Here is an 18,449-nt window from a genome sequence, read left to right as displayed (position 1 = left end):
AAGGAGAGAATGGGAAAGAATGAATGAACAGCTAATTAAAGTAAGTAAAAATGTCCTCAAAAGTTGTCTTGGACTTAAAGAAAAGGAGCTATTTCTTGTTGTTACTGATGATGTAAAGAGAAATCTTGCTGAATCGGTGTATGAGGCGGGAAAGCAGCTGGGAGCGGAAGCGATGCTTGTTGCCATGAAGGAAAGGGAGAAATCTGGGCAAGAACCTCCTCCACCAATTGCCCAAGCTATGGAGCAGTCCAATGTAGTAATTTGTATTACCGAGCACTCCCTAACTCATACACAAGCCCGAAAAAATGCTACTGCAGCTGGTGCGAGATTAGCCACAATGCCGGGCATTACAGAAGATATGTTTTTAGAAGGGGCAATCTCCGCAGACTATTCAAAGGTAAAAGAATTAACGGAGGAAATGACTACTGTATTAACGAAGGGGCATTATGTTCGGATTGAAAAAGATGGCTATTCACTCAATTTTTCGATTAAAGGACGTAAAGGAATTTCAAGCACAGGAATGTATCTAAATCCGGGAGAATCAGGGAATTTGCCATCGGGTGAAGCATACATTGCGCCTATAGAAGGTACGGCATTTGGGCAAATTCTGATTGACGGGTCTTTAGCAGGAATCGGAAAATTGGAATCGCCTTTACTTTTAACGATTGAAAAAGGAAGGATCGTAAAGGCTGAAGGACAAGCAGCTAATCAATTACTTCAGGTATTAGGGAACAGGTGCGGCAGAGAGCTAGGTGAATTTGGCATCGGAACGAATGATAAAGCAAGAATAACTGGTGTCGTTCTTGAAGATGAAAAAGTATATGGAACCATTCATATCGCATTCGGAAGCAACAATACATTCGGGGGAACCATTGTGGCAGGCGTTCATATTGATGGAGTTGTTAAAAAACCAAGTGTATTTATCGATGATCAACTGATCATCGATAATGGTAAATTAAAAAGATAGATGATATTTTCCATTCCATTGTGAAGATATTGCAAGACTAAAATAACTATGTAATGTTATGAATCAACATATAAAAACTAGCTAAGTATGTAATATATATAAATTTGGGGTTTGGGTGCAAAAAATATGTCTATTTGAAAGTAGCGTATAGAGACCTAACCGACTCTACTTTTAAGCAGCAACTCTAAATAGTTAATGAATGAACTCCCCTTGATTTTGGTCAGACTTGTCTCGTAAAATCAGTTTCCCTTTTGGGTGATATGCATTGCTTCTATTCTAGAAATAACGGATGTAGCAGTACTAAAAGATTTTAATACTAACATGAAACGAACTCGTCTTTAATAAACCCATGACCTTGTTCGGCAATGTTATTGAAATATTTCATTTGTCTTATATGGATGCCTACAGGCATCTTTTTTTTGTTCTTCAACTCTTCAATAGCCATAGAATAAGTTCTTGTCTACTGTAATCATATGAGGCTTGGAAACATGAAGAGACCAAAAAGCTTTCTTGAAAAAGCGCTTTGCAGCCCTATAGTATCTTGTTTTACTTATATGGAAATAAATGGTAGTTAATTCTGGATCAACGGAACGATACAGATACATCCATTGGCTTTCCACTTTCATGTAGGTTTCATCCACTCTCCAAGAGTTATTCGTTTTCTTAAGATGGCTTCGTACGCGCCTGTCTAATTCTGTTCTATATTGACGAACCCAACGCATAATTGTGGTGTGAGCCATCGATAAGCCTCGTTCATCCATTATTTCAACCAAATCGTAAAAGCTAAGGCTGTACCGTGGGTACCCTCTCACGATTAATAATCAAAATTAGTCTAGGCAAAGCTTTTTTATTAGATTCAACACAGCCAGGGTGTACATAAAAGTCACATAATTACAGAATATAAGCACAGTCAAGGAAATGTTTAGATTATTCTCTTACAACTTTACAAATGTAAAAATAATAAAGAGCGTTATGAATCAAATAAACTTTTTACATTATGGATATATTTATAAGCGTAACAAGAATAGATAGCTATGATTTTTTTAGAAAACAAACATTATAATGTTATATTTACTTTGTGATGCTTTTGTGTTAACATAACGTTATAACGTTATTAATTATTTTGGTTTTCTGAACTGTACTATATGTATAAAATCCAATGAATGTAATTCATTGTGATTTATTTAGATAAAGTAACAGAAAAGGGTGGCATAAATGAAAGAACGATTTGTATTAAGTAATGTAAAACGTGTGAATGAAGACCAAATTGATATTGTAGTTGAAGATGGTAAGATTGCTGAGATAACGAAGGCTGGAAGTGGGTTTGGGGAATTACTATTCGACTGTTCAGGTATGTACGTATCCAGTGGATGGATTGACTTACATGTTCATGCATTTTCTGAATTTAGTCCTTATGGAGATGAAATAGACGAAATAGGAATAAAACATGGTGTAACCACCATTGTGGACGCTGGCAGTTGTGGAGCCGATCGTATTGCTGATTTAGTTAAGAGTAGAGAGCAGGCAAAAACAAATTTATTTGCATTTTTGAATATCTCAAGAATCGGCCTAAAAAGAGTCGATGAATTATCTAAGATTGAATGGATAGATAAAAAGAAAGTAAAACAAGCTGTTGATCAGTATGGGGATGTTATTGTTGGATTAAAGGCGCGTATCAGTAAGAGTGTTGTTTGTGATAACGGTATTGAACCATTGCGTATTGCTAGAGAATTATCTATTGAGACATCGTTACCTCTAATGGTACACATAGGTTCAGCTCCGCCAAGTATTGAAGAAGTTATTCCTCTTCTAGAAAAAAAAGATGTGATTACTCATTATCTGAATGGAAAGGAAAATAATCTTTTTGATGATGAAGGAAAACCACTTCAAGTACTAACTGAAGCTATTAAGCGAGGTGTACATTTAGATGTTGGTCATGGTAATGCAAGTTTCTCATTTAAAGTCGCTGAGTCGGCCAAACGATACCATATTGGTTTAAATACAATAAGCACTGACATTTATCGTAAAAATCGATTGGATGGTCCTGTATACAATATGGCAAACGTACTATCTAAATTCTTATACTTGGGGTATTCGCTTGAAGAAGTGATTTCAGCTGTGACCGTACATGCGGCGGATTGGCTTGAGAAGCCAGAGCTTGGACGAATACAAATTGGAGATGTTGCTAACTTAACATTATTCACCGTTCAAGATGATCCAATTACACTGGTTGATTCTCAAGGAGACAAACGAATAGGGGAAAGAAGAATAGACGCAAAAGGAGTGGTAGTAAATGGAACATTCATTGAATGCTAAATATGGGCTGAAACGAGTAATTAATGCTAGTGGAAGGATGAGCATTTTAGGTGTATCAGCACCAACAGATACCGTGATGGATGCGATGAAACAAGGCGGACAAAATTATGTTGAGATTGCTGATTTAGTTGATAAAGCAGGTGACCATATTGCTGACATTCTAGGATCAGAAGCAGCTGTGGTTGTTAACTCAGCTTCAAGTGGAATTGCTCTCTCTATTGCTGCTCTTGTTACACAAGGAAACCGCCGTAAAAGCGAGCGCCTTCATCAAGAAGTCATTTCAAAAAATGAAATTATTATGCTAAAAGGTCATAACGTACAGTACGGGGCACCGGTTGAAACCATGGTTTATTTAGGTGGCGGAAAGCTTATTGAAGTTGGCTATGCTAATGAGGGTAGAGCAACTCATGTTGAAGAAGCGATTTCCGAAAATACAGCTGCTATTCTTTATGTGAAATCTCATCACACTGTTCAAAAAAATATGATTTCTGTGGAAGAAGCGTGGGAAATTGCACAGAAGAATAATGTTCCATTGATTGTGGATGCCGCGGCAGAAGAAGACCTTCAAAAGTATGTAAAATACGCAGATCTTGCGATTTATAGTGGTTCAAAGGCAATTGAAGGCCCAACGTCTGGGATTGTTGGCGGTAAACGTAACTATATTGAATGGTTGAAGGTTCAATTACATTGTATAGGAAGAAGTATGAAAGTTGGTAAGGAAACTACGTTTGGATTACTTCAAGCACTTAATGAGTATCGCGAGAAAGAAGATAAAAGTGAACAAGAAAAAGAAAGTTTACAAGCATTGATGTCATTAAAAGACATGGAAGGCGTTAATGTGACAATTGTACAAGATGAAGCAGGTCGATCTATATTCCGTGCACGAATTCAAATCATTCCAGACCAGGCTAATACAACCGCAAAAGAGGTTGTAAAAGAGTTGCGTGAAGGTGAGATTGCTGTTTATACACGTGATTATGGGATAAGACAAGGGTATTTTGATATCGATCCAAGACCTTTAAAAGGTGACGATATACATGTAATTGAGTCTAGAATACGCGAAATAGTAGGAGGAAACTAACATGTCAAACATTACAAAACGATTTTACAAAGAGCGAGTTGCACTAAATGTGCTAGCAAATAGTATTGAAAATGCCAAAGAAGTATTTGAAGCTGCAGAGGGGCATGTATTAGTAGGTGTGTTATCCAAGGATTATTCTACTGTCGAAGAAGCAGTAAAAGCAATGAAAGAGTACGGACAGGAAATTGATGAAGCAGTATCAATCGGTTTAGGGGCTGGAGATAACCGTCAGGCAGCTGTAGTAGCAGAAATTGCAAAGCATTATCCTGGCAGTCACATTAATCAAGTGTTTCCTGCCGTTGGAGCAACACGTGCGAATCTGGGGGAAAAGGATAGCTGGATTAATAGTTTAGTATCTCCAACCGGAAAAGTTGGTTATGTAAATATCTCAACTGGTCCAGTTAGTGCAGCACAAGGCGAGCATGCTATTGTACCTATCAAAACGGCAATTGCATTGGTACGTGACATGGGAGGAAATGCATTAAAATACTTCCCAATGAAAGGATTAAGTAGAGAAGATGAGCTTCGTGCTGTTGCACAAGCATGTGGTGAAGAAGGATTTGCATTAGAACCGACTGGTGGTATCGATAAGGAGAACTTTGAAGCAATCTTACGTATTGCCTTAGAAGCTAACGTCCCACAAGTCATTCCTCATGTCTACTCATCAATCATTGACAAAGAAACAGGAAAAACAAATGTAGAGGATGTACGTGAATTGCTTGAAACAATGAAGAAGTTAGTTGATCAGCATGGCTAAGAATTTTGCTGCATTTGGAGAGGTAATGATGCGCTTGCAAGTGCCAGGATATGAATTACTTTCTCAAGCTAATACATTAAGCTACTCGTTTTCTGGTACAGGAGTAAATGTGGCTTCAGCACTAGCTCGATATGGGCATACAGGTTATCTGGTTTCTACATTGCCATCTAATGCAGTGGGAGATGCTGCAGTGTCATACCTTCGAAAATTAGGTATTACACACTCGTTTATTACTCGAGGTGGAGATTACGTTGGTATGTATTTTTTAGAAAATGGATTTGGGGCGCGATCTAGTCGCGTCACCTATTCCAATCGCTTAGAAAGTAGCTTTAATACAGCTTCTGAAGGAACATATGATTTTAAAGAAATTGCAAAGCAATTAGATGTTGTTCATTTCTGCGGAATTACACTGGCTATGAACGATTCCGTTCGTAACCATATGAAATTATTTGCGAAAGCCGTCAAGGAAAATGGGGGAACAATTGTTTTTGATTGCAACTATCGTCCGTCACTTTGGGGAGCAGATGGATATGAAAAAGCAAAACCACATTATGAAGAAATGCTGCATTTAGCTGATATTGTTATGATGAACGAAAAAGATGCTATGTTTGTCTTAAGTATGAAAACCGACAAGGAAGATCGGACAGAACAGCTTATGGATTTGATTCCAACTGTTGCAAAAAAATATAACATCTCTGTAGTAGCAGGCACACACCGTTCTATTAATGATAACAATACGCATTCATTACGCGCATATATCTTTAAAAATCAAGAATTTACTTTTTCTAAAACGCTTACTTTCTCTGTTTATGACCGAATAGGTGCAGGAGATGCTTATACAAGTGGTATTATATATGGTGAGCTAGAAGGCTTTTCGCCAGAAAAAACCGTCTTATTTGCTGCTACAGCAGGAATGCTTGCCCATACAACTGTAGGAGATACTCCAATGTCCTCGAAAGATGATGTAATGCGGGCCATGACAGAAGCAGTGAACGATGTAGAAAGGTAGGAAATAGAATAGTGAAAGTGAATGTATCTCGAAAAAAAGGACCCTTATATTTACAGATAAAGAATATCTTGAAGGATCGAATTTTACACGGTGTGTACCCTATGGGAGAAAATATACCTTCAGAGCCTCAATTGGAAGATGAATTTCATGTAAGTAAAATTACCGTTCGAAATGCTATCAAAGAGCTTGTTAAAGATGGCTATCTTGAAACAAAGAGTGGTAAAGGAACGAAAGTAATTCGAAATAAATCCATTTCAAAACTCTCTAAAGGAAAACGTTTTACAGAAGTATTGGTGGAAAAAGGTCATAAAATTCGTAAACAATTATTAGGGGCAGAAGTAATCTTTAACCAAGAAGGTACAGAAGAATATCAATTATTCGGAGATCAGTGTTTTCGAATCGAACGTCTGTATCATCTAAATGATATGCCGTATATTTATTACGAACATTATTTAACAATACAGCTTATGGAGAATATTGAACTATCAGATTTAAATGTTCAATCCTTATACGATTTGGTAGAAGCGCAAGGTATTTCTTTAGAAAAGTTTCGAGATCAATTTGCTGTTACTACTGCTTCTTATCTTTTAGAAGAAAAACTAGGTGTAAAAAAGGGCACAAATTTATTAAAAAGATCACGTTATTCTTATGATGAAGTGGGAAATTTGCTTGAATATAGTAAAGGATACTATAACACAGAAATACAAGATTATGTTGTCAATTATGATATATAAAACTCAGTAAGAAAAAGGTTTATAATCTTTTTCTTAGGAATATATTGTAAGCGTTTGCACATTTGGGAGAAGGTGGGGGTTTTTATGGGTACAGATATGTATTTGTTAATAATTACATTATTAGCAATTGTAATTGTTATTCTCGGAGTATCATGGTGGAAATGGCATGCATTTATTAGCTTAACTGTAGCAAGTTTATTTTTAGCTATTATGTCTGGGTTATCAATGGATAAAATCGTTGGAGCGTATGAAACTGGAGTAGGAAGCGTTTTAGGCCATTTAGTCGGTATCTTAGCGTTAGGTACCATTTTAGGAAAGTTGATGTCAGATTCTGGTGCTGGTATGCAAGTAGCAGATTTCTTTGTTAGATTCTTTGGCGTCAAGAAATTACCATGGGCTATGTTATTTTCAGGGTTTATTATTGGTATTCCCGTATTTTTTGAAGTGGGAATTGTAATTTTATTACCTTTAGTCATTTCGATTCGTAAAACAACTCAGCAAAATATTTTATTAATTGCGTTACCCGTAATCGCTGGATTATCCATTGTACATGGCATTGTACCACCACATCCAGGAGCGATGACTGCTATCGGAATTTATAATGCCAATCTAGGAAAAGTGCTTCTCTACTCACTATTCATTGCATTACCAGCAGCTATTATTGCAGGCCCTTTGTTCGCAAAATGGGTGCATAAGCGTGTAATTCCTGAAGGAGAGCCAGAATTAATTCGTGTTACCACAGCATCAAAACAGTTACCAGGAACAGGAGTTTCGTTCTTTATTATCTTACTACCAGTTATCTTAATGGTAATATCAGTTGTTGTACCATATATGTCACTACCTAGTGGCTTGACGAAATTCTTTGTGTTTATCGGTAGTCCGGTAATTGCACTTCTAGTTTCCTGTTTTGCAGCATTTTATCTTCTTGGAATTCGTCAAGGGATGGATAAGAATATCATTAAAAAGTTAACAGAAGAATGCTTACTTCCAGTTGGATCAATTATTTTAATCATTGGTGCTGGTGGTGGATTTAAACAAATTCTTATTGATAGTGGTGTAGGTACGTCGATCGCTCAAATGTCTGAACACTTGTCTTTATCACCAATTGTCTTGGCATTTATGGTAGCCGGATTAATCCGAGTTGCAACAGGATCAGCTACAGTAGCGTTAACAACAGCAGCTGGCATTGTTTCACCAATTATTGAGCATATGTCGGGTGTAAACTTAGAATTATTAGTTATTGCAACAGGTGCAGGGTCCCTTATGTTTTCACATGTAAATGATGCAGGTTTCTGGTTAGTAAAAGAATATCTAGGATTAACAGTAAAAGAAACCTTTAAGACTTGGACTATATTAGAGACATTACTTTCATTTATCGCTTTCGGGGGAGCTTTATTATTTGATATGTTTGTTTAAAAACAAAACTCCTTTTACATATTCGTAGAGGGAGTTTATTTGTATAATCAATCAAAGGATTGTAAGGCGGGGGGTTACTAAAAAAAAATAGAAGAGATCCAATAGGGAGTAATGAGGAGGACATTAATGTGGGAGATACTTATATTATTGGTGTTGATATTGGTACCACAAGTACAAAAGCAGCATTATATAAAAAAAATGGTCAGTTGATAGAAAGCCATGGAGTAGACTATCCGTTAGAAACACCGACTGTTGGCGCGGCAGAACAAGATCCAGAAGAAATCTACAATGCTGTTATCGAGACCATTCAAGACGTTATAAAGAAAAGTAAAGTAGCGTCAAAAGATATTCTTACTGTTTCGTTTAGTTCAGCAATGCATAGTGTGATTGCTATAGATGATGAAGGACAAGCGATTACACAATGTATTACATGGGCAGATAGTAGAAGTGCAAAATGGACAGAAAAAATAAAAAAAGATTGGAATGGTCATGAAATATATCTGCGGACAGGCACACCTATTCATCCGATGGCCCCTCTCTCGAAACTTGTATGGTTAAGGTATGAACACTCTGATATTTTTACAAAAAGTACTATGTTTATATCAATTAAAGAATATATATTTCACCGCCTTTTTGGAAAATATATAGTAGATTATTCTATTGCATCAGGAACGGGCATGTTTCATCTAAATGATTTAACATGGGATGAGGAAGCACTCTGTATTGCTGGGATATCTGCAAAACAACTTTCCAAGCCAGTACCTACAACATATCAAGTAAAAGGACTAAATGAAGAAATTGCAAGTAAATTAGGACTCTTACCTTCTACCCCGTTTGTAATTGGGGCAAGCGATGGCATGCTATCTAATCTTGGGGTAGGCGCCATTGAACCAGGAGTAATTGCTGCGACTATTGGTACAAGTGGGGCAATTCGTACAGTGGTGGATCGCCCGATTGTGGATCCAAAGGGAAGAATATTTTGTTACGCTTTAACAGAGAAGCATTGGGTTATAGGTGGTGCTTCAAATAATGGTGGTATGGTTCTTCAATGGGCTCTTAATCAATTTGGACAAGAAGAGGAGAAAAATAAACAAAATAGTGCCGATGCATTCAATTTATTTGCTGAGACAGCTGCTAGGGCAAATTCGGGTTCAAAAGGGCTTCTGTTCTTTCCGTATGTCACGGGTGAACGCGCTCCACTATGGAATGCAGATGCAAGAGGTTCGTATGTTGGGTTAAGTATTCAGCATAAACGTGAACATATTATACGTGCAACATTTGAGGGAATTTTATTAAATCTATATTCAATTGTAGAAATAGTGGAAGAACTCACTGGGAAAACAAGTGCAATCTATGCAACCGGTGGATTTTCACGTTCTTCGTTTTGGCGTCAAATGATGGCGGATATCTTTGATAAGGATGTATATATTCCTGAGAATTATGAAAGTTCATGTCTAGGTGCTATGGTACTTGCTTTGTATAGCTTCAATGAAGTAATTAGTCTATCAGTTGTTTCCGCAATGATTGGAAATAGCTATTATCATCAGCCGAATAAAGAAGAAGTGGCTTGCTATAATGAATTGAAACTCATCTATTCACGCATAGCAAAAAATATTACTACAGACTCCGAAGAATTAGTTGATTTTCAAAAAAAGTGGTCTTAAAAGTTGAAAAATGTGAAATTAGAGTTTAATAAAGTATAAAATTCAAAATTTTTATCGAATCATATACTGTGAATTATTAGGAGGAATAATATGACTTGGTTAAAAGATATCATTGGTACTGAAAAACCCATTATTGCGATGTGCCATTTTCTTCCATTGCCAGGTGATCCTTATTTCCATAAGGAAAAGGGTATGGACTACGTGGTGGAGATGGCAAGAAAAGACCTAAAAGCCCTTCAAGATGGAGGCGTGGATGCAGTTATGTTTTCAAATGAATTTAGTTTGCCTTATCTAACAGAAGTGAAGACAGAAACTGTTGCTGCAATGGCTCGTATTATTGGTGAACTAATGGTAGATATTAAAGTGCCATTTGGTGTAAATGTATTATGGGATGCCAAAAAGTCATTGGACTTAGCTGCTGCCACAGGGGCGAAGTTTGTTAGAGAAATCTTTACCGGTGTATACGCAAGTGATTTTGGAACATGGAATACAAATGTGGGCGATACTATTAGACATCAATACAGGATTGGAGCAGAAGATGTAAAATTGTTATTTAACATTGTACCAGAAGCAGCTAAATATTTAGCAGATCGAGATATCGAAAGTATTGCTAAGTCTACCGTGTTTAATAATAGACCAGATGCTTTATGTGTATCAGGATTAACGGCTGGATCACAAACAGATACAGAGATATTAAGCCGTGTAAAAGATATAGTTCCAGAAACAATTGTATTAGCAAACACGGGTGTAAGGTTAAGCAATCTTGAAGAACAATTGTCTATTGCGGATGGAGCAGTTGTTGGAACTACTTTTAAATATGAAGGAAAGTTTGAAAATCATGTGGACATTAGACGTGTTAAAGAATTTATGGATAAAGTCAAAGTGTTTCGTAATAGCCTTTAATTCTTCTTTTATTTAACGTCTTCTCCCCCCAGGATAGTTCTCTATTTATTATAGAATGTTATAGCATTAGCTGAATAACAACTTGGCGGACGTAAGAAATAGTACTAAAAAGGTAAATAACTATAAAAAAGAGGAAGAGAGTTCTCTTCCTCTTTTTTATAGTGTTATCATTAATATTCCACGTAATAAGTATATTAAATAATGTAACTACACGATGATAGACTTAATGAATTTCAGTAATGCCTGATAAACGAATAGAAAATATATTGTGTTGTTCATCTTCTAGAGAAAGAGTTTGATCATGAAGATTAAGATTACTTACTCGTCCCTTACATGTTTGTAATAAACCGTTTTGATAATAATTAATGGTAATGACACCTTTCTTTCTTAATGCTTTCAATATCATGCTCAGTTCTCCTTTCTTCCCAATAACTAATGTAGGAACTTGTTATTCAAATAAGTAATTATCATGTTAAATTTGTTAGAAAATCATACAAGTTAAACGTTATATTCTTTTATACTTATTATACAGCAGTTTTTAGCAAACGCTTACATTTTATTGTGTAAACTTTGTGAACTTTCAATAGAAAAAAGCTCAAAGAATAAATCTAAGTGCTTTCTAAAATACTTATTTAACAGCTTCTTTTAACTCTTTCCCTGGTTTAAAAGCAGGAACCTTTGAAGCTGGAATTGTCATTTCTTCACCTGTTTGGGGGTTACGACCCGTACGCTCTGCACGATTACGTACCTCAAATGTACCAAATCCAACTACTTGGATTTTTTCTTCTTTTGCAAGTGTATTAGAAATTGTTGCAAACAACGCATCTATTGCTTTTTTAGAATCTTGTTTTGTTAGTTCTGTTTTTGTTACAACTGCATCGATTAGTTCAGCTTTTTTCATAGTTAACTACCTCGTTTCTTACTGGATATAGTATGTATAGGTGAAGAATATATCATATATTCTTCATACTAGTCAAACGTATGGTCTTTGTATCAAATAATTATAAAAATGCATTATAAAAAAATGCCTGAGATTAGCACTGTGACAAAATGAAACTCGTTCATGCTATATAATGATTCATTCACTGCAAAATTCAGCCCTATGTTGTTTTAAAAACATGTATGTATATATTAAACTTGGCTTAAACTGATAAAACATTTCCCAATCGCCGAGTTTAAAAAAAGCCTTTGCTCTTGTGGAGCGAAGGCTACTTTTTTTACTATTCTTTATAAAGACAATCATAGGCATGAGTATTAGTGGGTGAGACAACAAATGTTGGTTGTCCCCTTTGATTTTTATGAAAGACTTTCACACCACAACCTGGGCAAGCAAAAAATCCTCTGGAATGCATGTAGCTGAATGTTGTGATTTCTTCGGGTTTAAAAACACCCATTTTCGTTCCACAATGAATATATACAGCTTCTTTTACACTTGACATTGGATCACTCCCCTATATACGTTGAGTAGCTTTCTATTTTTAGTATATAAGAGATGAGTGGATAATTTAACCTTTTTAAAATAATCTGATATAAAATTCAGAAAATTAACCTAATTATAAAGTTAAAGAGTAAAAGATAAATTTTTATATGTGCATCTTAAGATACATACTTTTTTACAAACAAATGTTGAAATAACAACATTAAATGATAAATAAATAAGAAGTGTTTATTTATAAAAATATATTATAAAATTAATTTTATGTTTTAAATAATGATTAATTTTATCTTATATATAAGAGTAAGTATTAACTTATTTTAGTGAAAATAACGTTAACAATTACATACTTTGTAGAAAAATCGCCTATTTGTCGTCATTTAGAGTAAATGATAAAATATTTATTTTTATAAGGTAGTTTATTAATCTAATCTTTTTTATAAATTATTTTAAATTTGTATTTTTGATTAAATTTACATGATTAAAAACTTATTAAATATAAATACTTATAGATTTTATGTTTGATTATCATAAATATAAAAATTTCTTAAAAGGGTGGTAGAATATAGAGTGGTATATGACAAGAAGTGAAAATCGTCATTTGTCGTCAGTAAGTGTAAATGACTAAACTTACATTTTTATAAGTGAGTTTTTAGGTTTTTCTAGCTGGTGGAATCTATTACTATTTCATTATGTATATAATCTGGTTTCAATATAATATCCTATAATTAAATAATTTTTTATTTCCTTATAGGTCATCACATATATAGTAAGGAGCAGAAAGAAAACAGGATTTCATATGCATATCTTGAATATTATTCTATGTACCATTTTATCTATCAATCTTGTATTAAAATATTCGAAAAAGGGAATAATGCCTGGAAGAGAGAAAAGATAAAGGTGTTGACGATTTATGGAAAATAATTTATCTAATGAAATTAAGCGTATAGAAACAAATATATCTGATGAAATGTTGCCTGAATTGTTTTTGAATCAAGTGATGAAGGATTTTAAAAAAAGTAAGATCCTTGAGGAAATCGACCAATCATTAAAAAATAAAGACAAAGATGCTTTTTTGCTTTTAACAGAGGAACCTAAATCTTTATCTTGATAAAAATATCATACAATAGAAGAAACTCGTCAAAAAAGCCTTTGCCATTATAGGCAAAAGCTTTTCAAATTAAAAGGGTTTTTAATGAAAAACAAATTTCTTATGTTAGTAGTAGAAATCAACTAGTTTTTTCAAAAGAATGTACTATAAAAGTATTATTACAAATAAACTCGTGCATATGATGAAAAAGGACAAACTTTCAAAAAGGATAAGTCTGTCCAAAATCAATTGAAGTTTAATCATCAACTATTTGGAATAGCTACATGAGAGCAGTTTCCATTAGGAATCTATATACCTCTATCAAATAAATTTAACCTTTGCACCAGAACCGAGGAAGAAAGTTCATTTTAATTTATAGGTATCTATAATACAATTGATAAATTAAACGTTCTCTTTTAGTCTAATTTTAAAATTTCATAATTTGCTCATCTACTTGGTATCCTTATTTTAACTTATCCCAACTGCTGTCCAAGGCTTTTAGAACTTCTTTTTTAGACTGTTGACCTCCAATGTACTCCTGTAGATGTGCGCCGAATTCCTCTTTCACGCCATCTGGAAATTTAGTCCATTCCCAATCGAGAGTTTTTCCTTCTTTTGAATATTTCACAATTTCTTCACCTAATGCTCCTATACCTTTTACTTCGATTGTTTTGAAGGCTGGTACATACTTAAAATCTTCAACTATTGCTCGTTTACCTTCCTCAGATGTAACCATCCAATTTAGAAAATCTTTTGCTGCTTTTTTATCAGCCTCAGGTGCTTTGTTATAAATAACCCAGCTATTTGGAACGCCAATAGCTAGCTTATCTGTTTCTTCTTTATTATCATTAAGAGGCATAGGGAGAATTCCTAGATCCATATCTGGGTTAAGTTTGTCAATCAAGGGCTGAATCCAGTTTCCTTGCTGAATCATTGCCGCCTCTCCGTTTGCGAATTTTGTTACCTGTGTATTGTAGTCTGTTGTTAACGGATTTTTATTCCCATACTTAACAGTCAAATCTAATAACTTAAGATACTGTTTAAATTCTTTATTTTCTTCTATTTTAATTGTACCCTCATTTAATCCTTTAATGAATGCATCTGGATTTTTTTGATAGGCAAATGGAATGTTAATACCATGGGGTCCTAATGTCCACGCCTCACTGTATCCCACTGAAAAAGGTATAATGCCAGCAGCCTTCAATTTTTTCGCTGCTGCCTCTAGCTCAGAGAATGTTTTTGGAAGATCTTTAATACCGGCTTTCTTAAATAATTCTTTATTATATGTAAATCCGTAACCCTCAAGGTTAACTGGTTGCCCATAAATTTTACCGTCTATTGTCATTGGTTCTAAAGCATAGTCATATGCATCTTTTATCCACGGCTGATCGGATAAATCTTCTAATTTATTTTTCCATGTTTGGGCTACTTGATTTCCCTCATTTGTAAAGAGATCAGGTGGATTGCCTGACGCAAATTTAGCTTTCAATGCGGAAGTACCATCTGCACCGCCGCCTACTGTCTCAATATTAAAGGTAACATTCGGATGTTCCTTTGTATATTGGTCCGTTAAAGCTTTTAATTGGTCAGCGATTTCAACTTTAAATTGAAAAACGTCAACCACTATTTTATCACTTTTATTATTATTACTAGCTGTATTTTTGGATGCATTCTCATTCGAACAAGCTGTTGAAAGAAGCAGACAGGCAGATAATATACCCGCTGCTAGTGGAAACTTTTTGATTTTAAAAGACATTTTTATTACCTCCACGTTTATTTAGATATCTCTACCGCAGATTCTTACTTATAGACTATAGAGGTTATAACCTAGACATTTAATAGACCCAATTTTATTTGTACTATATATCAATGGGCTAAGTAGTTCTATTAACCAACTCGATCAGTTTCGGGGAGAAGGGTTTGCTTTTCAATTGTTTTCGTTTTAATAAAAAGTTTTATTAGTATACCTGAGATAGCTGAAAGAATTCCTATTATTATAAAGCTCAAGCTTCTTGAGAAAGTAGCTGTCAGTAACCCCATTAAAACAGGACCAAAAAACATCCCAAATGAAAACAAACTTTGAAAAAGACCCATTCTTGTAGATTGCTTATGTTCTGGAATACCCGTAATACTTAACGACATTAAAACTGTAAAATTTAATGCAAATGCAATTCCAGAAAAAGCTTGCAAACAATAGAGTAATACTAAATTCGGTACAACTGGTGTTAAGATGGCAACACCGAATTGTAAAAATGCTCCTATGGCAGCTGTGTTCACTAAACCTATCCTTTTATAAAAAAAGCTTCCACATAAAGCAGCAGCAACGCCTCCAGCAATTAAGAATGTATTTGATAGCCAACTTAAATCAATAGCATTAGCTCCTAGATCCCTTGCCACAAGAGGTGTAAATGTAACTCTCATTCCAAAGGAAGCCATCAGTGCTATGATTGCTAAGAGAGATAACAACCATAAATTTTTATCAGTAACTTGTTCTATAACGATTTTCTTTAGATCGTATTTTTCTTTTTTCTCTATAACGCTTTTTTCTTTCAAGAAAAAAGTCAAAATTAAAGCAATAGAAGCAGCAAATACTGCAACCAGAAAGGAATATGTATAACCATACTCCTCTGCAACAATTCCTCCTGTTATAGAGCCTGTTAAAGCTCCAATATAATCAGCCAAAGTTAAAAAGGCTATAGATTTTGCCGAATTATCGACACCAAAATAAGAGGCAAACATTACAGTATAAAGAACCCATGTAGCACCCGTTAGGCCATCCAGAAATTTTGCAAGATATAAAGTAGTAGCATTTGGATTAATAAAAGCAATTGTCCAACCAATAATTGTAACTAAAAGCCCTACTTGGATAATTAATCTTCTTTTGTTTATAACCTCAGAAAAAACGCCAAGGGGGAATCGAACAAACATTGATGCTAATCCTGTAATCCCCATAATGCTGCCTATCACTGTCGGTGAGATCCCTATATCTTTGGCATACGATGAAATAAATGGATCAAAAGCTGAGATACTAATAAAAAAAAGTACGGTTATGATAAAAAATAATATAATATTTGATTGAAATTGGGCTTTGTTCATTAGGTCACCTCATTGATTATTTTATTTTTTGGCTCTTGCAAAAAATGTGCGGTTGATTTAGTTTGGAAATTTCATGACGCCTTATGAGCTTTATCAAATGCTTTAAAATGAATAAAAAATCTATCTGAATTTTAAATAATATTATAAATTTTTAAAATATTATGAAAATTATATTTAAAAAAACAATAGATTCATTACCTTGCCTTTTTTAAAAAATAGTGGCAGTATGAATAACCACTATATAAAAACCTCTTTATTTTTATACTCACCAACTTTCAAATGGCTGATACTCAAGCTCCTATGCATTTTAGCTTTCCCCTTGCATCAACATCTAGGAACAAATCAGATAGAGTCAAAAACGCGGATACTATGCTCAATCTATTTTTAAAGGGAGAAAACTCTAAGTAGTATTAGCATATAATATCTGCGCTTTGACGTCAGGGTCTCTATAATAGATTTCCACGTGGGAATAGATGAAACAAATACGTTAACAAAGCATTCTTTGAACCTTGTTATTACGCTCCAAAATCCTCTATCTGTTTTCTAAATTAGGGGTATAGTGAGAGAATATTACTTTTTTCACTATGCCTTAGGGATTTACTCTATTTTTGAATGCGGATTCATTAATTTCTATAAAGTGTAGCTTCTAATGAAAAAACAGAAATAATGCATGTGTCTTTATTTTATTCTAACTGTTGCAGATAATTTATGACCTTCTAATCCTTCAATTTCTGATTGATTTTCTGCGTGAGAGGCTAGAAACTGAATCCCTTGACCTGTAATCTCCTGATGTGTCAAAATCTTTACATAACTACCGACCCATAATCCTCCTGTATACCTCGCAGCCTTTTGAGTTGGTAACGTATGATTTGTTCCAGAGACTTTGTCAGAGAAAACAACTGAGCTTCCTTCATCAAGGAACAGTGAACCATAATTATAGAGTTTATCCATAAATTTGCGGCTATTTTGAATATGCACATGCAAATGTTCAATAGCATATTCATTACAAATATCTAGCCCCTCTTGTAACGAGTCTGCATATATCACTTCTCCTCTTTCTTTCCATGATTCGTGGGCAGGAGAGGTGGATGAAAATGATTGTAAAATACTTTCCACTTCTTGTATAGTCGACTCAGCAACCGTTCGAGAAGTTGTAACAAGAACGGCACGTGCGTATGGATCGTGTTCTGCTTGAGCAAGTAAATCAGCAGCAATTTTCCTTGGTGATGCCGAATCATCCGCAAAGACCATCACCTCACTCGGTCCTGCAATGAGGTCAATTCCTACTTTTCCAAATACTTGACGCTTTGCTTCCGCTACAAACCGATTTCCAGGTCCTGCAATAACATCTACCTCAGGAATAGATTCAGTACCATATGCCATTGCAGCAATTGCCTGGGCGCCTCCAATTGCAAAGATGTCTGTAGCACCTGAACGAATCAAACCGTATAAAACCGCTGGATGGATCCCGCCTTTATAATTAGCAGGACTACAAGCAACGATTTGTTTGGCTCCAGCCACCTTTGCTGGAGCAACCACCATGGGACCTGATGATAATAGGGGGAATCTCCCACCCGGTACATAGGCTCCGATCTTTTCAATTGGTACAATTCTATGCCCCATTCTTATGCCTTCACCAAAATCTTTTTCAAACGGAGATAAACAACTCAATTGTGCTTGAGCAAATTCAGATACTCTGTCTACAACACGATCGATTAACACTTTTGTCTCTTCAGGGAGTGTTCTTAAACAATCCTCAATTTCTTTTTCACTAACTCGCACTGGACGATCAGAATTACCGAACTTCTTTTCGTACTCCTGTACAGCTACATCTCCATCTGCTCTTACTGTTGCAATAATGGACTTTACCGTTTGTTCTACTTCATTTGAAGAAGTTTGTTCAAATACTTGTGCTTTTTTCATGTAATCCATCTTATTTCCCCCTAATAATTTTAATAAAGAGAAGGCTGTAAGACAGCCA

Annotated in this window: 16 protein-coding genes and 1 pseudogene; 10 read left to right on the top strand and 7 right to left on the bottom strand. The window is 35.0% G+C overall.

From position 1 onward, the window contains the following. Window positions 1–19: 19 nt before the first annotated feature. Window positions 20–967, top strand: coding sequence for an aminopeptidase (locus AC1D0Y_RS24745; RefSeq protein WP_477708002.1), 948 nt, complete (start codon window positions 20–22; stop codon window positions 965–967). 192 nt (window positions 968–1,159) lie between these two features. On the opposite strand, the pseudogene AC1D0Y_RS24740 reads toward AC1D0Y_RS24745, so the two are convergent. Then, window positions 1,160–1,782: pseudogene (locus AC1D0Y_RS24740) on the bottom strand (IS6 family transposase). 400 nt (window positions 1,783–2,182) lie between these two features. On the opposite strand from AC1D0Y_RS24740, the gene AC1D0Y_RS24735 reads away from it, so the two are divergent. The 8 genes from AC1D0Y_RS24735 to AC1D0Y_RS24700 all read left to right on the top strand — a co-directional run bounded on the left by AC1D0Y_RS24735 (window position 2,183) and on the right by AC1D0Y_RS24700 (window position 10,847). Continuing rightward, on the top strand, window positions 2,183–3,283 hold the full coding sequence (locus tag AC1D0Y_RS24735) for an amidohydrolase/deacetylase family metallohydrolase (RefSeq protein WP_477708001.1): 1,101 nt from the start codon (window positions 2,183–2,185) through the stop codon (window positions 3,281–3,283). Further along, a complete protein-coding gene (locus AC1D0Y_RS24730) occupies window positions 3,261–4,364 on the top strand; it encodes a DgaE family pyridoxal phosphate-dependent ammonia lyase (RefSeq protein ID WP_477708000.1) in 1,104 nt (367 codons plus the stop codon). Before AC1D0Y_RS24735 ends, AC1D0Y_RS24730 begins: the two co-directional genes overlap by 23 nt. A 1-nt stretch (window position 4,365) precedes the next feature. Next, window positions 4,366–5,121: a 2-dehydro-3-deoxy-phosphogluconate aldolase gene (gene dagF, locus AC1D0Y_RS24725; RefSeq protein ID WP_477707999.1), complete on the top strand. Its 756-nt coding sequence runs from the start codon at window positions 4,366–4,368 to the stop codon at window positions 5,119–5,121. Next, on the top strand, window positions 5,114–6,130 hold the full coding sequence (locus tag AC1D0Y_RS24720; RefSeq protein WP_477707998.1) for a sugar kinase: 1,017 nt from the start codon (window positions 5,114–5,116) through the stop codon (window positions 6,128–6,130). The genes dagF and AC1D0Y_RS24720 overlap by 8 nt, the downstream gene beginning before the upstream one ends. Window positions 6,131–6,147: 17 nt before the next feature. Beyond that, window positions 6,148–6,864: a GntR family transcriptional regulator gene (locus AC1D0Y_RS24715; RefSeq protein WP_477708036.1), complete on the top strand. Its 717-nt coding sequence runs from the start codon at window positions 6,148–6,150 to the stop codon at window positions 6,862–6,864. 84 nt (window positions 6,865–6,948) lie between these two features. Then, window positions 6,949–8,280: a GntP family permease gene (locus AC1D0Y_RS24710; protein WP_477707997.1), complete on the top strand. Its 1,332-nt coding sequence runs from the start codon at window positions 6,949–6,951 to the stop codon at window positions 8,278–8,280. A gap of 143 nt (window positions 8,281–8,423) precedes the next feature. Next, on the top strand, window positions 8,424–9,944 hold the full coding sequence (gene gntK, locus AC1D0Y_RS24705; RefSeq protein WP_477708035.1) for a gluconokinase: 1,521 nt from the start codon (window positions 8,424–8,426) through the stop codon (window positions 9,942–9,944). A 90-nt stretch (window positions 9,945–10,034) separates the two neighbouring features. Further along, a complete protein-coding gene (locus AC1D0Y_RS24700) occupies window positions 10,035–10,847 on the top strand; it encodes a BtpA/SgcQ family protein (RefSeq protein WP_477707996.1) in 813 nt (270 codons plus the stop codon). A 223-nt stretch (window positions 10,848–11,070) separates the two neighbouring features. On the opposite strand, the gene AC1D0Y_RS24695 is transcribed toward AC1D0Y_RS24700, so the two are convergent. The 3 genes from AC1D0Y_RS24695 to AC1D0Y_RS24685 form a co-directional block, all read right to left on the bottom strand. Continuing rightward, window positions 11,071–11,253 carry a YolD-like family protein gene (locus AC1D0Y_RS24695; protein ID WP_116078868.1) on the bottom strand — a complete coding sequence of 61 codons (183 nt, stop codon included), beginning with the start codon at window positions 11,251–11,253 and terminating at the stop codon, window positions 11,071–11,073. A gap of 222 nt (window positions 11,254–11,475) precedes the next feature. Beyond that, window positions 11,476–11,748, bottom strand: a complete 273-nt coding sequence (locus AC1D0Y_RS24690) for an HU family DNA-binding protein (RefSeq protein WP_477707995.1) — start codon at window positions 11,746–11,748, stop codon at window positions 11,476–11,478. Between the two features lie 319 nt (window positions 11,749–12,067). After that, the gene (locus tag AC1D0Y_RS24685; protein ID WP_477707994.1) at window positions 12,068–12,286 is read right to left on the bottom strand and encodes a hypothetical protein; all 219 of its coding nucleotides are present in this window, start codon (window positions 12,284–12,286) and stop codon (window positions 12,068–12,070) included. 909 nt (window positions 12,287–13,195) lie between these two features. Between AC1D0Y_RS24685 and AC1D0Y_RS24680 the strand changes: the two genes are divergently transcribed. After that, window positions 13,196–13,393, top strand: coding sequence for an IDEAL domain-containing protein (locus AC1D0Y_RS24680; protein WP_477707993.1), 198 nt, complete (start codon window positions 13,196–13,198; stop codon window positions 13,391–13,393). A 442-nt stretch (window positions 13,394–13,835) separates the two neighbouring features. Here AC1D0Y_RS24680 and AC1D0Y_RS24675 read toward each other — a convergent pair whose 3' ends face one another. From AC1D0Y_RS24675 to hisD, 3 genes are all read right to left on the bottom strand, one after another. Beyond that, window positions 13,836–15,128 carry an ABC transporter substrate-binding protein gene (locus AC1D0Y_RS24675; protein WP_477707992.1) on the bottom strand — a complete coding sequence of 431 codons (1,293 nt, stop codon included), beginning with the start codon at window positions 15,126–15,128 and terminating at the stop codon, window positions 13,836–13,838. A gap of 131 nt (window positions 15,129–15,259) precedes the next feature. Beyond that, window positions 15,260–16,468 (bottom strand): MFS transporter, encoded by a 1,209-nt coding sequence (locus AC1D0Y_RS24670; RefSeq protein WP_477707991.1) that lies wholly within the window; start codon window positions 16,466–16,468, stop codon window positions 15,260–15,262. 678 nt (window positions 16,469–17,146) lie between these two features. Continuing rightward, window positions 17,147–18,400, bottom strand: a complete 1,254-nt coding sequence (hisD, locus tag AC1D0Y_RS24665) for a histidinol dehydrogenase (RefSeq protein ID WP_477707990.1) — start codon at window positions 18,398–18,400, stop codon at window positions 17,147–17,149. Window positions 18,401–18,449: the final 49 nt, after the last annotated feature.

This window comes from Priestia sp. P1_B12_1 (assembly GCF_056406695.1).
This window is presented reverse-complemented; position numbering and strand designations above follow the sequence as displayed.

What these genes read in the sequence shown, in the direction of transcription:
- AC1D0Y_RS24745 (WP_477708002.1), top strand. Translation starts at nt 20, where the DNA reads ATGAATGAACAGCTAATTAAAGTAAGTAAAAATGTCCTCAAAAGTTGT.
- AC1D0Y_RS24735 (WP_477708001.1), top strand. Translation starts at nt 2,183, where the DNA reads ATGAAAGAACGATTTGTATTAAGTAATGTAAAACGTGTGAATGAAGAC.
- AC1D0Y_RS24730 (WP_477708000.1), top strand. Translation starts at nt 3,261, where the DNA reads ATGGAACATTCATTGAATGCTAAATATGGGCTGAAACGAGTAATTAAT.
- dagF (WP_477707999.1), top strand. Translation starts at nt 4,366, where the DNA reads ATGTCAAACATTACAAAACGATTTTACAAAGAGCGAGTTGCACTAAAT.
- AC1D0Y_RS24720 (WP_477707998.1), top strand. Translation starts at nt 5,114, where the DNA reads ATGGCTAAGAATTTTGCTGCATTTGGAGAGGTAATGATGCGCTTGCAA.
- AC1D0Y_RS24710 (WP_477707997.1), top strand. Translation starts at nt 6,949, where the DNA reads ATGGGTACAGATATGTATTTGTTAATAATTACATTATTAGCAATTGTA.
- AC1D0Y_RS24700 (WP_477707996.1), top strand. Translation starts at nt 10,035, where the DNA reads ATGACTTGGTTAAAAGATATCATTGGTACTGAAAAACCCATTATTGCG.
- AC1D0Y_RS24695 (WP_116078868.1), bottom strand. Translation starts at nt 11,253, where the DNA reads ATGATATTGAAAGCATTAAGAAAGAAAGGTGTCATTACCATTAATTAT.
- AC1D0Y_RS24690 (WP_477707995.1), bottom strand. Translation starts at nt 11,748, where the DNA reads ATGAAAAAAGCTGAACTAATCGATGCAGTTGTAACAAAAACAGAACTA.
- AC1D0Y_RS24685 (WP_477707994.1), bottom strand. Translation starts at nt 12,286, where the DNA reads ATGTCAAGTGTAAAAGAAGCTGTATATATTCATTGTGGAACGAAAATG.
- AC1D0Y_RS24680 (WP_477707993.1), top strand. Translation starts at nt 13,196, where the DNA reads ATGGAAAATAATTTATCTAATGAAATTAAGCGTATAGAAACAAATATA.
- AC1D0Y_RS24675 (WP_477707992.1), bottom strand. Translation starts at nt 15,128, where the DNA reads ATGTCTTTTAAAATCAAAAAGTTTCCACTAGCAGCGGGTATATTATCT.
- AC1D0Y_RS24670 (WP_477707991.1), bottom strand. Translation starts at nt 16,468, where the DNA reads ATGAACAAAGCCCAATTTCAATCAAATATTATATTATTTTTTATCATA.
- hisD (WP_477707990.1), bottom strand. Translation starts at nt 18,400, where the DNA reads ATGGATTACATGAAAAAAGCACAAGTATTTGAACAAACTTCTTCAAAT.